This is a genomic window from Gelidibacter mesophilus DSM 14095, from assembly GCF_000423005.1.
In the GTDB taxonomy this organism is placed as follows: domain Bacteria; phylum Bacteroidota; class Bacteroidia; order Flavobacteriales; family Flavobacteriaceae; genus Gelidibacter; species Gelidibacter mesophilus.
Genome location: NZ_AUHD01000001.1, coordinates 205,488 through 220,106, shown reverse-complemented (window position 1 = coordinate 220,106; position 14,619 = coordinate 205,488). Strand labels below are relative to the sequence as shown.

Annotated in this window: 11 protein-coding genes and 1 tRNA gene; 5 read left to right on the top strand and 7 right to left on the bottom strand. The window is 37.1% G+C overall.

The genetic code is table 11. The features are described from left to right. The first annotated feature begins 459 nt into the window (after window positions 1–459). From G525_RS0101055 to G525_RS0101045, 3 genes are all read left to right on the top strand, one after another. Complete coding sequence (locus G525_RS0101055; RefSeq protein WP_051209730.1) at window positions 460–1,761, top strand: DUF819 family protein; 1,302 nt, start codon at window positions 460–462, stop codon at window positions 1,759–1,761. Between the two features lie 118 nt (window positions 1,762–1,879). Next, window positions 1,880–2,572, top strand: a complete 693-nt coding sequence (locus G525_RS0101050) for a DUF4369 domain-containing protein (RefSeq protein WP_027124484.1) — start codon at window positions 1,880–1,882, stop codon at window positions 2,570–2,572. A 104-nt stretch (window positions 2,573–2,676) separates the two neighbouring features. After that, a complete protein-coding gene (locus G525_RS0101045) occupies window positions 2,677–4,995 on the top strand; it encodes a transglycosylase domain-containing protein (RefSeq protein WP_035478730.1) in 2,319 nt (772 codons plus the stop codon). A gap of 210 nt (window positions 4,996–5,205) precedes the next feature. Here the strand turns inward: G525_RS0101045 and G525_RS0101040 are convergent. From G525_RS0101040 to idi, 5 genes are all read right to left on the bottom strand, one after another. Beyond that, a tRNA-Thr gene (locus tag G525_RS0101040) sits at window positions 5,206–5,279 on the bottom strand. Window positions 5,280–5,337: 58 nt separating this feature from the next. Continuing rightward, the gene (locus G525_RS0101035) at window positions 5,338–5,607 is read right to left on the bottom strand and encodes a hypothetical protein (protein ID WP_027124482.1); all 270 of its coding nucleotides are present in this window, start codon (window positions 5,605–5,607) and stop codon (window positions 5,338–5,340) included. A 74-nt stretch (window positions 5,608–5,681) separates the two neighbouring features. Further along, window positions 5,682–6,653, bottom strand: a complete 972-nt coding sequence (locus G525_RS0101030) for a type I phosphomannose isomerase catalytic subunit (RefSeq protein WP_027124481.1) — start codon at window positions 6,651–6,653, stop codon at window positions 5,682–5,684. 43 nt (window positions 6,654–6,696) lie between these two features. Beyond that, window positions 6,697–7,107, bottom strand: coding sequence for a 6-pyruvoyl trahydropterin synthase family protein (locus G525_RS0101025; RefSeq protein WP_027124480.1), 411 nt, complete (start codon window positions 7,105–7,107; stop codon window positions 6,697–6,699). After that, the gene (idi, locus tag G525_RS0101020) at window positions 7,104–7,631 is read right to left on the bottom strand and encodes an isopentenyl-diphosphate Delta-isomerase (protein ID WP_027124479.1); all 528 of its coding nucleotides are present in this window, start codon (window positions 7,629–7,631) and stop codon (window positions 7,104–7,106) included. Before idi ends, G525_RS0101025 begins: the two co-directional genes overlap by 4 nt. A gap of 126 nt (window positions 7,632–7,757) precedes the next feature. Here idi and G525_RS0101015 point away from each other — a divergent pair, with 126 nt between their 5' ends. Together G525_RS0101015 and G525_RS0101010 are read left to right on the top strand one after the other, a co-directional pair. Continuing rightward, window positions 7,758–9,347 (top strand): peptide chain release factor 3, encoded by a 1,590-nt coding sequence (locus tag G525_RS0101015; protein WP_027124478.1) that lies wholly within the window; start codon window positions 7,758–7,760, stop codon window positions 9,345–9,347. Window positions 9,348–9,542: 195 nt separating this feature from the next. Further along, window positions 9,543–9,770 carry a (4Fe-4S)-binding protein gene (locus tag G525_RS0101010; RefSeq protein WP_027124477.1) on the top strand — a complete coding sequence of 76 codons (228 nt, stop codon included), beginning with the start codon at window positions 9,543–9,545 and terminating at the stop codon, window positions 9,768–9,770. A gap of 80 nt (window positions 9,771–9,850) precedes the next feature. Here the strand turns inward: G525_RS0101010 and G525_RS0101005 are convergent, their stop codons facing one another. Both G525_RS0101005 and rpoC read right to left on the bottom strand, forming a co-directional pair. Further along, on the bottom strand, window positions 9,851–10,168 hold the full coding sequence (locus G525_RS0101005; protein ID WP_027124476.1) for a DUF3467 domain-containing protein: 318 nt from the start codon (window positions 10,166–10,168) through the stop codon (window positions 9,851–9,853). Between the two features lie 135 nt (window positions 10,169–10,303). Further along, the gene (gene rpoC / locus G525_RS0101000) at window positions 10,304–14,605 is read right to left on the bottom strand and encodes a DNA-directed RNA polymerase subunit beta' (protein ID WP_027124475.1); all 4,302 of its coding nucleotides are present in this window, start codon (window positions 14,603–14,605) and stop codon (window positions 10,304–10,306) included. Between the last annotated feature and the right edge of the window lie 14 nt (window positions 14,606–14,619).

Genomic DNA, 14,619 nt, shown 5'->3' with positions numbered 1-14,619 from the left:
AATTTGACACTAAATTATTTATTGCTAATTTGCGGCTCAAACCAACGTCAAATGAGTCCATTTTATAAAATTTTACTTTTACTCGGAGCCATAGCTTTTTCTAGTGGTTCCACCAATGCTCAAAGCTTAATAATCGATAAAGCAAATGAGAGTTATTCTGAAAATTTTGACATACCTGTATCTGTTGATTCAATTGCATTCAATAGATTTCAAATCCAGCTTTCGACTAGCGATCCTTCGTTAAGCATCAACCAAGTTGTTTTAAATAAAAAATTTTCAAAAGGAACTCTAAAGTTTTCTTCAACGGGTTCAGCATATAGTATTGATTATTTAAGCGACGCACCAATCACCATACATAAGAAGGAAAAGCTATTCGACTTGAGACTAAATACGACCGATCGTTTTTCTGAACAAAATCTAATTATTATCAATAAAAGCAGCTTCTATAATAATGAAGAGATGCTTTCCATTACCGAAAAAATAAAGTCTTCAACCGTCAATCAATTTGTTTTTTTTAAGAATGATGCTATAGTTTTTGGGTTATTAATGCTTTCGCTTGGTTTTGTGTTTTATACAGAATCTAAAACAAATGGCTTTTGGCCAAAGTTTTATAAATACATTCCAGGGCTCTTGATGTGTTATATGATTCCAGCCATTTTTAATTCCTTGGGATTGATTTCGGCTGACGTTTCAGAAACCTATTATGTTGCAAGCCGCTATCTGTTACCAGCTTCTTTGGTACTACTGACTATCAGCATTGATCTGAAAGCTGTCTTCAACTTAGGCTGGAAGGCTTTGGTAATGTTTTTTACTGGAACCATTGGGATTGTTATAGGTGGGCCAATTGCAATTTTGATCATTTCTACATTTTCTCCCGAATCTGTGGGAGGTGCAGGTTTCGATGCCGTTTGGAGAGGCTTGGCCACTTTAGCCGGAAGTTGGATTGGTGGTGGTGCCAATCAGGCAGCCATGTTAGAAATATATCAATTTAACCAAGAACTCTATGGAGGCATGGTATTGGTAGATATTGTTGTCGCGAATATTTGGATGGCCGTCCTTTTATTAGGGATTGGCAAGCGTAAAAAAATAGACAATTGGTTAAAAGCAGACAATACCGCCATAAACGAATTGCAACAAAAAGTGCAAACCTTTACCGAAAAAACGATTAGAATTCCGTCCTTGACAGATTTTATAATCATTCTAGCCTTCGCCTTTGTTGCAGTTGGGGTTGCACATTATGGTGCCGATATAATTTCGAACTATCTCTCTGATAATTTTGAAGCCGTCAGCGATCCAAAAAGTGCACTCTCGTCGTTTGGAAGTCAGTTTTTCTGGCTGATTTCAATTTCAACATTATTAGGAATTTTGCTCTCTTTTACAAAAGCGAAAAATTATGAAGGGGCTGGCGCAAGTAAGATTGGGAGTATCTTTATTTACGTATTGGTCGCGACGATTGGAATGAAAATGGATTTGGGAAAAATATTTGAAAATCCAGGACTGATTCTTATTGGTTTGGTTTGGATGACCATCCATGCCTTACTTCTTATTCTTGTTGCTAAACTCATTAAAGCTCCCTACTTTTTCTTGGCCGTAGGAAGTCAAGCCAATGTTGGTGGTGCAGCTTCCGCACCGGTGGTTGCCGCCGCCTTCCATCCTTCACTAGCAACCGTGGGTGCCCTTTTGGCTGTCTTTGGTTATGTTGTAGGAACTTACGGGGCCCTTTTATGTGCCGAACTCATGAGAATAGTTGCGGTAGGTTAGTTTTTAAAAGATTTTTATAAGATATTTGCGCACCAAAATCAGGTCCTCAGATCAACGCTTTTGAGAGACTAAAATTCTAAATAACACTATCCAAATTCTTAAAAAATTAGAAATTCCAATGAAGAGAATCGCTTTTTTTATCAGCTTACTTATTGTCTCGTCTTGTGCAAAAGACCAATCAAATTTTACACTTAAAGGATCCATCAAGGATTTAAAAAAAGGAACCGTATATCTTCAAAGAGTGGCAGATTCCTCCTTGGTTTCAATAGATTCTTTAGATATAAACGGTGATTTGCTTTTTGAACTTCACGCAAAATTGGATACACCAGAAGTCCTTTACCTAAAACTTGATAAGAATGGCCAAGAAAGTGGTTTAATACCATTTTTTGCTGATCAAGGTGTTACAGAAATCAAGACTTCCTTAAAAAACTTTCTTTTTGACGCAAAAATAAAAGGCTCCAAGCAACAAGAAAAAATGGAAGAATATAAATTGATGATGACAAAATTTAAGGATAAAAACCTCGACCTCATCAAAAATAACTTTGAAGCTCAAAAAAGTGGAGATTCTATTCGTATAGATTCAAGTTTGAAGGAATATAACAACCTAATGGTTAGAAAATATTTGTACACCGTCAATTTTGCCATCAATAATAAGAATAGCGAAATTGCACCTTATTTGGCAATATCAGAAATCCCTGATGCCAATGTGAGATATTTGGACACAATAAACAAAGTGCTAAGTCCAGAAATCCAATCGTCTAAATATGGCAAAGAATTGCAAGATTTGATTGACCAACGAAAAAAAGAATAACGTTAGTTATTTAGAGATTGTAGCATTCAACCCCGGTCCATTATCAATACATTCTTAAAATACTTAACAAGAATCTCCGTTATTTTGTAAAGACATTTATCATAATGAACATTCACAAGGCTAAACTCATCCAATGGGCTAAGAGAATAGGTTACGGCCTAAGCATTCTCTTAGCTCTTTTCATTTGCTTTTATGCCAGTATCTATTTTGGTCTCTGGGGGAAAATTCCTGACTCTGAGCACTTGTCACGTTTAAAGCAAAGCCAAGCAACCCAGGTTTTAGATGCGAATAACGATTTGATTGGGAAAATTTATGTTTACGACAGACAGTCCATCAAATATTCTGACTTTCCCCAATATTTAATTGATGCTTTAATTGCCACGGAAGATGTGCGCTTTTATGAACACAACGGCATTGATAATAAAAGTTTGCTTCGTGTGTTCTTCAAAAGTATTCTGTTGTCGAACGATTCTTCTGGAGGTGGAAGTACAATAACTTTGCAATTGGCTAAAAACCTCTTCGGCAGGAAAGATTATGGCGCCCTTGGGATTGTAGTCAATAAAATTAGGGAAAGCATCGTTGCACGACGTATAGAAGGTCTCTATTCAAAGGAAGAAATCTTGACCTTATATCTTAATACGGTTCCTTTTCCGGATAACACCTACGGCATTGAAAGTGCTTCAGAAAAATTTTTCAATGTCCACACAAAAGATTTAACGCTCGTACAGGCTGCAACTTTAGTTGGATCGCTTAAAGCGAACACCAGTTATAATCCACGACGGTACCCTAAAAAATCAAGGGCTAGAAAAAATGTAGTCATCCATCAAATGGAGAAATACGAGTATCTCTCCCCTACTGAAGCCGAAATTGCCAAAAGGGATAGTATTGTAGTTGACTATCAAAAGTATTCACCTAATGAAGGATTGGCGCCTTATTTTAGAGCACAAATTAAAAAACAGCTGGATAGTATCTTACAACAGAAAAAGTACTTGAATCCGGATGGGGAGATGTATAATATTTACCACGATGGTTTAAAAATTCATACCACCCTTGACAATAACATGCAGCGCTATGCCGAAGCTGCCATGAAAGAGCACATGGGCGATTTGCAAAGACAGTTTGAAAAAGCGTACGGACAAAATGCACCATGGCTTAAAGGAAAATCAGCTTTTGAAGCTGCAAGAAAGCGATTGAAACCTTATAAAAAGCTAAAGGCAAAAGGTCTGGATGATAAGGCCATTGAAGATTCCTTGAGACAAAAACATCAAACCGATCTCTTTTCATGGGATGAAATTGCTGTAAATTCGATGTCCACCTTGGATAGTTTGGAATATTATTCAAAATTCCTCAATGTTGGATTGGTATCGTTAGATCCGTCCAATGGGGCTATAAAAGCATATGTTGGCGGGATTGACTACGGATTTTTTCAGTTTGACCATATTATGCAAAGCAAGCGCCAGGTAGGCTCTACATTTAAACCTATTGTTTATACGGCTGCCCTAGAAAACGGCATGGATCCATGTACGTACTTTCCTCTAAAAGCGATTACTTATACAGATGTAAATAACTGGCGTCCCACGAACGCGGGAAGTATTGAAGATGAAGATTTGAATTATTCTCTTCAAAAAGCCCTCAGTAATTCCATAAACACCATTGCTGTAAAGGTACTTTATGAAACTGGTGTTGAAAAGATCATAGAACAAGCCAAAACTATGGGCATTAAAAGCGAAATCGAGACCGTGCCTTCCATTGCCTTAGGTTCTTCCAATTTAACGGTTTTGGAATTAGCAAAAGCCTATACGTCCTATGTTAACGGCAGTAAAGTCTCAAACCCTGTTTTTATTACAAAAATTGAAGACAAAGATGGGAATGTCATCGCGTCTTATAACGATCTTTATCCTGATCAACCACGGGAAACCATGGCATTTAGTGACGCCACCAGGCAAGTAATGCTAGAATTCTTGAAGGCCACTGTTAACGAAGGTACTGCTGCAAGATTGCGTACAACTTACCAATTGCCAAATGCCATTGCAGGAAAGACGGGAACGACCCAAGATAATAAGGATGGTTGGTTTGTTGGCATTATGCCAAACTTGGTGACTGTGACTTGGGTTGGCAACGACAATCAACAGATAGGGTTTAGTTCCACCGGGCTTGGGCAAGGTGCTAATTCTGCGCTTCCAATTTTTGCCAAATACCTTCAAAAATTAAATGCCGATTCTAAGTTCAATCATATCACCAAGGCCGCTTTTGAGATTCCATCTGATGCGGTATTAAATTCCTTAAACTGCGAGGCCACAAAAACGGATGGCTTTTTCAAACGCCTGTTTGGTAACAATAAGGACGAACGTAGTTTTGAAAAGAAAGAAAAGAAGAAAAAGAAAGGGGGCATCTTTGGTTGGCTTAAAAAGAAAGATGACTAAGGCCCTGTTCATCATACAGAACTGGTAGACGTTTATGAAGCTAGGCGCACACAACTAAGAGCCTGAGTTCATATACTGTAATAAAGTGAAATATTGCACTCTTTTCTTTAATACCCTACTTTATAATTTCATCACTTCGAGATATTTAAGAAAGAAAGACAGGAAATGTTCATAAAATCAAAAAACCTCTCGAAATGAGAGGTTTTTTTGAGCCGATAGAGGGACTCGAACCCACGACCTGCTGATTACAAATCAGCTGCTCTAGCCAGCTGAGCTACATCGGCCTAAGAAGTTGCAAATATAATCTTCAAAATTAATTTTGCAAATCTTTTAAAAAATAATTTAGTCTAAAGCATTGATTTTTTCAATCAGCGCACGACCTTTAGTTTCCAATTCAGCATTCACCGATTTAAAGTGTGCCTTTTTGTTCTCAACACTTCTATCATTGACCTTAGTAATTAGCTCATCAAACGTAGTGATTGCTTCGTCAACGATTGCTTCAGTTTTCTTGGTATCTTTGCCTTTATTCGCGTATTCCCAAACATAAGCTGCTTCAATAATATCTCCTAAAACATAGTTAATGTCTTTTTTTAGGTCTCTAACATTTGCCATTTTATCAATTTTAAAATTTTTACAAAAGTAGTCAATTAATAGCTGTCTTTCCTAACGGATTGTGTATATTTTAACTACACATATACCTCCAATAAGGTGGCGTCTTTTGCAATAATTTGATACGTAGAAATTGCTGCTGGAAGCAATATGGTTTCTCCTTTGTTAATAGTTATAGAGTGATTTTCTGTCTTAATTTGTGCCTTACCTTCAACACATATATAAATCATGAAAGAGTCATGTGAATTTTGCTTCTGAAGCTCTGTAGTCACTTTTAAATAATTGGTGGTAAAATAAGGACACTTGACCATCTCATTGGAAGTATTGGCGTTTTTGTCATAGGAAACCCTAAAATTATCTTCCATGTCAAATCCTATGGCATCTATAGCCAAATCAGTATGAAGTTCACGCTCATTACCTAACTCATCCGTTCTGTCCCAATCATAAATGCGATAGGTAATATCACTGGTTTGCTGAATCTCCGCAAGCAATACGCCTGCTCCTATGGCATGTACCCGACCCACTTCAATAAAATAGGTATCGCCTGCTTTTACTTTATCAAAATTTAAAATTTTTGGTAGCGACTTATTTTCCAAATGCTCAAGATAAAGTTCTGGGGTCATTTTCTGATTGAAGTCCACAATCAAATTCGAATCTGCATCGGCTTGCATCACATACCACATTTCGGTTTTCCCGAAAGAATTATGACGTTTTGCAGCCAACGCATCATTGGGGTGTAGTTGAATGGATAAATCTTCTTTGGCGTCAATGAATTTGATCAATAAAGGAAATTTATTACCAAATTTCTCATAGTTTTTCTTACCAATCAAGTCCGCTTTATATGTACTCAATAAATGTTTTAACGATTGGTTCTCTAAGCTTCCATTTGAAACTAGTGAGGTATCACCTTCAACATCACTAATCTCCCAACTTTCACCAATATTTGGCAATTTAGAATTTTTATGCAAAAAGGAATTTAACTTCGTTCCGCCCCAAATTTTATCTTTCAAAATAGGGTGAAATTTCAGTGGATATAAGGTGTTTTTCAAAATTCTTCGGTTTTAGGTTATACTTATAAAAGAGGTTTTCATTTTAAGTACCTGAATAGGTAACGAAATTGCGAGGTGTTTCATACAGCGTAATTTCCAAATCAAGAGACTGTTTCAATTTGGGTTTAATCTTGTCATAAATCACCACAGCAATATTTTCGGCCGTAGGATTTAAGGTTTTAAATTCCTCAACTTCAATATTTAAATTTTTATGGTCAAAATAGTCTTCAATTTCATCTTTAATGATGTCTTTTAACACCTTCATGTCCATCACAAATCCTGTTTCTCTATCGATACGACCCGTCACACTTACGGTCAATTCATAGTTATGCCCGTGGTAATTGGGGTTACTGCATTTTCCAAAGATTTCAGCATTTTTTTCGTCGCTCCATTCTTTTCTGAAAAGTCGATGTGCAGCATTAAAATGTGCCTTTCTGCTAACGGTAACAATCATGATTGTACTCGATTTATATGTTCGTAGAATTTATCAAAAATAATTTTAAACCATGCCGTATAGATATCAGGATTTACGGCCATATCTTTTTTTATAGCTTCTAATGACATCCATTTCCATGCAGCCACTTCATCCGGATTAATAACTGGATCCTTTTCATAATTTCCAATGAGCACATGGTCAAACTCATGCTCTGTCAATCCATTGTCAAACGGTGCTTTGTAAATAAACGAAATGGTGTCTTCTATCTCTGTTACAAACCCCATTTCTTCCTGAAGCCTTCTTTTTCCAGCCTCAATATTGCTCTCTCCTTCACGCTGATGGCTACAACACGTATTTGCCCAAAGTAAGGGCGAGTGGTATTTATGTGATGCGCGTTGTTGCAACATCAGTTCATTTTTTTTATTAAAAACAAACACTGAAAAAGCGCGATGCAATAGTGCCTTTTCATGCGCTTCCATCTTTGGCATTAAGCCAATCTGCTCATCTTTTTCATTGACGAGTATTACGTTTTCTTCTGTCATAGCTTACAAAGTTACCAACAAATGTTATAATAAGTACCAATGTTTACTTAAAATTAAAATCGGTCTGTTTCTTCTATTAAATATGCCTTCAATAATAGTATCTTTGCAACCCATTTTAAGAAGAATATGAGTTTTAGAACAGAAATAGATAGACGACGTACTTTTGGCATTATTGCGCATCCAGATGCTGGAAAGACGACACTAACCGAGAAATTGCTTCTTTTTGGTGGTGCCATACAAGAAGCTGGTGCCGTTAAAAGTAACAAGATTAAAAAAGGTGCAACAAGTGACTTTATGGAAATTGAGCGTCAACGTGGAATTTCTGTCGCTACTTCCGTACTTGCTTTTGAATATGAGGGCACTAAAATCAATATTTTAGATACACCTGGACACAAGGATTTTGCCGAAGATACGTTTAGAACTTTAACCGCTGTAGACAGTGTGATTGTGGTTGTTGATGTGGCGAAAGGCGTTGAAGAGCAAACCGAGAAACTCGTTGAAGTGTGTAGAATGCGTAGCATACCTATGATTGTTTTTATCAATAAAATGGATCGCGAAGGAAAGGATGCTTTTGATTTACTTGACGAAATAGAACAAAAACTTGGTTTGAGCGTCGTGCCCATGAGTTTTCCTATTGGAATGGGTTATGATTTTAAGGGCATCTACAACCTCTGGGAAAAAAACATCAATCTGTTTAGTGGTAGTAGTCGAAAAAATATTGAAGATACTATTGAAATTTCCGATTTAGAATCTAAAGAAATAGATGCGCTTGTTGGTAAGAAAGCCGCAGACACCCTTCGTGAAGAAGTAGAGCTCGTAGAAGGCATATATCCAACTTTTGATAGAGACGACTATTTAAATGGGAAGCAGCAACCTGTGTTTTTTGGCTCTGCGCTGAACAATTTTGGAGTTCGTGAACTTTTAGATTGCTTTATTGAAATTGCACCAAAACCAAGACCTAAACAAAGTGAAGAACGTCTGGTTCAACCAGATGAAAAAGACTTTTCAGGTTTTGTATTTAAAATACACGCCAATATGGATCCGAACCATCGTGACCGATTGGCATTCATAAAAATTGTTTCGGGCACGTTTGAGCGCAACAAGCCGTATCTACATGTTAGAAACAATAAAAAAATGAAGTTCTCAAGTCCAAATGCCTTTTTTGCAGAAAAAAAAGAAATTGTGGACATCTCCTACCCTGGGGATATTGTAGGGATACACGATACTGGAAACTTTAAGATAGGTGATACGCTTACCGAAGGTGAAAATATCAACTACAAAGGGATCCCAAGCTTTTCTCCAGAGCATTTTAGATATATCAATAATGCCGATCCGTTAAAATCGAAACAACTTTATAAAGGGATTGATCAATTGATGGACGAAGGTGTGGCGCAGTTATTTACTTTAGAACTTAATGGAAGAAAAGTCATTGGTACTGTTGGCGCTTTGCAATATGAAGTGATCCAATACCGATTAGAGCATGAATACGGTGCTAAGTGTACCTATGAGAACCTAAATGTTTATAAAGCGTGTTGGGTAGAGCCAACTGATGCTAAAAACGAAGAGTACAAAGAATTCTTAAGGGTTAAACAACGTTATTTAGCCAAGGACAAACAAGACCAACTCGTGTTTTTGGCAGACTCCCATTTTTCCTTACAAATGACCCAACAAAAGTATCCAAGCATTAAGTTGCATTTTACATCAGAATACAAATAGGAAACATAATATTTCAATCGATAAGTAGCCATATCCCGTGAGAACTTTGGAGTTTAATCCATAAAAGGTAGTTCGTCGATAATTATCATTTATAGTTGGATGTTATCGGATAATTGATGACCTTAATAAGGCACTTAGAAACAGTGTATATTTTTTTATAAAATCAAATAGATTAAAAACCCAATTGATCTACTTATGAAAACAAATTCTAATCAGTTTAGTAATGATGACATTACTATTACCTACGAACCATCTGTATGTATTAACGCTGGACGTTGTGCAAGAGAGCTTTCTGATGTTTTTCGAACTTCAGTGATTCCATGGATTGACCTAGATGGTGCGCCATCACAAAAAATTGTTGAACAGGTTAAGAAATGTCCTTCAGGAGCTTTGAAATTCCGATTGAATCAAAAAGTAGCTTAAATGATTAACAAAAAAAAATCCCTTTGAAGTAAATCAAAGGGATTTTTAAATTACTGGTGGCAAAACCTCCAAGAAACTATTTAAGCTTGACCTGTCGGTCCAAAATTTAATGGCATTGGTGGTTGCTCGTAATCTTTAATTTCACCATGGGCGTTCTCAAAGCGCTTTACGTTTTCACCTAAAGCTTTTAGCAAGCGTTTTGCGTGCTGTGGTGTCAAGATAATTCGTGACTTTACTTTGCTCTTTGGAGTTCCTGGCATAATGCTCACAAAATCAACTACAAATTCAGATACGGAATGGTTAATGATGGCCAGGTTGGAATAAATTCCTTCTGCTACCTTTTCATCCAATTCTATATTGATCTGTCCTTGTTTTGGGGCTTCTTTAGTATCGCTCATAATTCTTAGATTTCTGCAAAGGCAGAAATTTCATCTTTAAAAGTTAATATTCGTAATAATTCAACGCGTCCATTCTATAACTATAGCTTGAGACTCGCCAATTTAAAAAGATCCCCGCTCTCGCGGGGATTTGTATTAGTTATAATTAAACTCTTCCTTAGCTTTCATCATTTCATTAAACTCTTCCTTAGAACCAACGATGATATTCTCATAGCGTCTTACACCAGTTCCAGCAGGAATTCTATGACCAACAATCACATTTTCTTTCAAGCCTTCTAAATAATCAACTTTAGCGCTTACAGCAGCTTCGTTAAGTACTTTAGTCGTTTCTTGGAACGATGCCGCAGAAATGAATGATTTAGTCTGTAGTGAAGCTCTTGTAATCCCTTGTAAAATAGGAGTCGCAGTAGCTGGTTGAGCATCTCTTGCCACAGCCAACTGACCATCTTCTCTTCTCACAACAGAATTCGCATCTCTTAATTGACGCATTGTTACAATTTGTCCTGGTTTAAGAGTTTTAGAGTCTCCGGCATCTTCAATCACTTTCATTCCAAAGATCTTATCGTTTTCTTCGATGAAATCAGATTTATGAGCCAGTTGGTCTTCTAAGAAAATAGTATCCCCAGAATCAATAATTCTCACTTTACGCATCATCTGTCTTACAACCACTTCAAAATGCTTATCGTTGATCTTCACACCTTGCAAACGGTATACTTCCTGTACTTCGTTTACCAAGTACTGTTGTACCGCGGCTGGGCCTTTGATGTTTAAGATATCATCTGGAGTGATGGAACCATCAGATAATGGCATACCTGCTTTAACATAATCATTTTCTTGAACAAGAATCTGACTGGATAGTTTTACCAAGTATTTTTTGACCTCACCTAATTTAGATTCGATAATAATCTCACGGTTACCTCTTTTGATTTTCCCAAAAGAAACCACACCATCAATCTCACTTACTACAGCAGGATTAGAAGGATTACGTGCTTCGAATAGCTCAGTAACACGTGGAAGACCACCTGTAATATCTCCAGACTTAGCTGATCTACGAGGTATTTTCACCAACACTTTACCAACATTAATCTTCTCACCATCATTAATCATCAAGTGGGCACCAAGTGGTAAGTTATAAGAACGCATCGCGTTACCTTTAGCATCTTCAATATGCAAAGTTGGAATCAATTTCTTGTTTCTAGATTCAGAAATTACTTTCTCTTGGAAACCTGTTTGTTCATCAATTTCAACTTGATATGTAACCCCTTGTTCGATATTTTCATAAGATACCTTACCGGCAAACTCAGAAATAATAACACCGTTATAAGGATCCCAAGAACAAATGACCTCTCCTTTTTTCACTTTGTCTCCTGGCTTGCAGTAGATGAAAGATCCGTATGGAATGTTATGTGTACTTAAGGTAATTCCTGTTTTAGCATCTACCAATTTGAACTCAGAGGTACGAGAAATCACAACATCAACAGCATCACCATTGTTATCAGTTCCTTTAACGACTTTTAGATCTTCAATTTCAGCAATACCATCAAACTTAACGATCAGTTTATTTTCTTCAGAAATGTTACCCGCAATACCTCCAACGTGGAACGTACGGAGCGTTAACTGTGTTCCAGGCTCTCCAATAGATTGGGCAGCAACTACCCCAACAGCTTCACCTCTTTGTACCATTTTACCAGTAGCAAGGTTACGACCGTAACATTTAGAACAGATACCTTTGGTAGCTTCACATGTCAATGCTGAACGTACTTCAACCGACTCTAAAGCCGAGTTTTGGATACGTTTTGCAATAGCATCACCAATATGTTCTCCTGCACCAACTATCAATTCTTCAGTCAATGGATCATAAACATCGTTCAATGATGTTCTACCAACAACTCTATCTTCAAGTTTTTCAATAATCTCCTCATTTTTCTTTAAGGCGGTTACTTCAATACCTCTCAAAGTACCACAATCTTCACTGTAGATGATGACATCTTGAGATACATCCACCAAACGACGTGTTAAGTAACCCGCATCCGCTGTTTTAAGAGCCGTATCTGCAAGACCTTTACGAGCACCGTGAGTAGAAATAAAGTATTCCAAAATTGAAAGACCTTCCTTAAAGTTAGAAAGAATTGGATTTTCGATAATTTCTCCACCACCTGCATTAGATTTTTTAGGCTTTGCCATCAATCCACGCATTCCGGTTAACTGACGAATTTGTTCTTTAGATCCACGAGCTCCAGAATCAAGCATCATATATACTGAATTAAATCCTTGCTGATCCTCACGGATACGTTTCATCGACAATTCAGTCAATTCCGCATTCGTTGATGTCCAGATATCAATAACTTGGTTATAACGTTCGTTATTGGTAATCAATCCCATGTTGTAATTGGCCATAATACCATCTACTTGCGTGTTGGCACTGTCAATCATGCCTTGCTTTTCAGCAGGGATAATAATATCACCTAAACTGAAGGACAAACCACCTTGGAATGCAAACTTATATCCCAGATCCTTGATCTCATCTAAAAAATCTGCTGTTTCAGGAACAGAAGTTGCTTTTAAAATGTTACCAATAATATCTCTTAATGACTTTTTGGTCAATACCTGGTTGATATAACCTGCAGCTCCAGGAACCGTTTCATTAAACAACACACGGCCCGTTGTTGTTTCTACAATCTTTTGTACTAACTCTCCTTCATCATTGAAGTCTTCAGTTCTTACTTTGATAGCCGCATTCAAATCAACCATCTTCTCATTGTAAGCAATAGTTACTTCCTCTGGAGAATAAAAGGTTAATCCTTCACCTTTTACTTTAACTTCATCAGTCGATCTACGTTCTTTAGTCATATAATAAAGACCAAGAACCATGTCTTGAGAAGGTACAGTAACAGGAGAACCATTTGCAGGATTCAAGATATTATGAGAAGCCAACATTAATAATTGTGCTTCTAAAATAGCCTCCGGGCCTAAGGGTAAATGTACGGCCATTTGGTCACCATCAAAATCGGCATTAAATGCCGTACATACTAATGGGTGCAATTGGATGGCTTTACCTTCAATTAATTTAGGTTGGAAAGCTTGAATACCTAGTCTGTGCAATGTAGGAGCACGGTTTAAAAGCACTGGATGTCCTTTTAAAACATTCTCTAAAATATCCCAAACTACAGGCTCTTTTCTATCTATAATTTTCTTTGCAGATTTCACAGTTTTTACAATGCCACGCTCAATCAGTTTTCTGATGATAAATGGTTTATAAAGTTCTGCAGCCATGTTTTTAGGCAATCCGCATTCAAATAATCTCAATTCTGGTCCAACGACAATTACTGAACGTGCTGAATAATCCACACGCTTACCCAATAAGTTTTGACGGAAACGTCCTTGTTTACCTTTTAAGGAATCAGATAAGGATTTTAATGGTCTATTAGAATCTGTTTTAACTGCCGAGGCTTTACGTGTGTTATCAAATAATGAATCTACTGATTCCTGCAACATACGCTTCTCATTACGTAAAATTACTTCTGGAGCTTTGATCTCAACCAAACGCTTCAAACGGTTATTACGAATAATCACACGACGGTACAAATCATTCAAATCTGACGTTGCAAAACGGCCACCATCCAAAGGCACCAACGGACGTAATTCTGGTGGAATTACTGGGATAGCCTTCATAATCATCCATTCTGGAAGATTTTCACGGTTTGCGTTAGAATCGCGGAAAGCTTCCACAACTTGAAGACGCTTTAATGCTTCAGTTTTACGCTGCTTTGAAGTTTCAGTGTTTGCTTTGTGACGTAATTCAAAAGATAAATCGTTCAAATCAATTCTTGCAAGCAAATCAATCAAGCATTCCGCTCCCATTTTTGCAATGAACTTATTTGGGTCAGATTCATCTAAATATTGGTTATCCTGCGGAAGTGATTCAAGAATACTTAAATACTCTTCTTCCGTCAAGAAATCCATTTTTTGCAATGGTTCCCCATCCACATTTTTAGCATTACCAGGCTGGATCACCACATAGCGTTCGTAGTAAATGATCATATCCAATTTCTTGGAAGGTAAGCCTAACAGGTATCCAATTTTGTTTGGTAAAGAACGGAAATACCAAATGTGTGCTACAGGAACTACCAAATTGATATGTCCTACACGGTCACGACGTACTTTCTTTTCAGTTACTTCAACACCACAACGGTCACAAACTATACCTTTGTAACGGATACGCTTATATTTACCACAAGCACATTCAAAATCCTTTACAGGACCAAAAATACGCTCACAGAACAAACCATCTCTTTCTGGTTTGTGTGTTCGATAATTAATAGTTTCTGGTTTAAGAACCTCACCACGAGATGCTGCTAAAACAGACTCTGGAGACGCTAAACCAATGGAGATTTTATTAAATCTCTGTACTGTATTCTTATCTTGTCTTCTTGCCATTTTTTATGGTACTA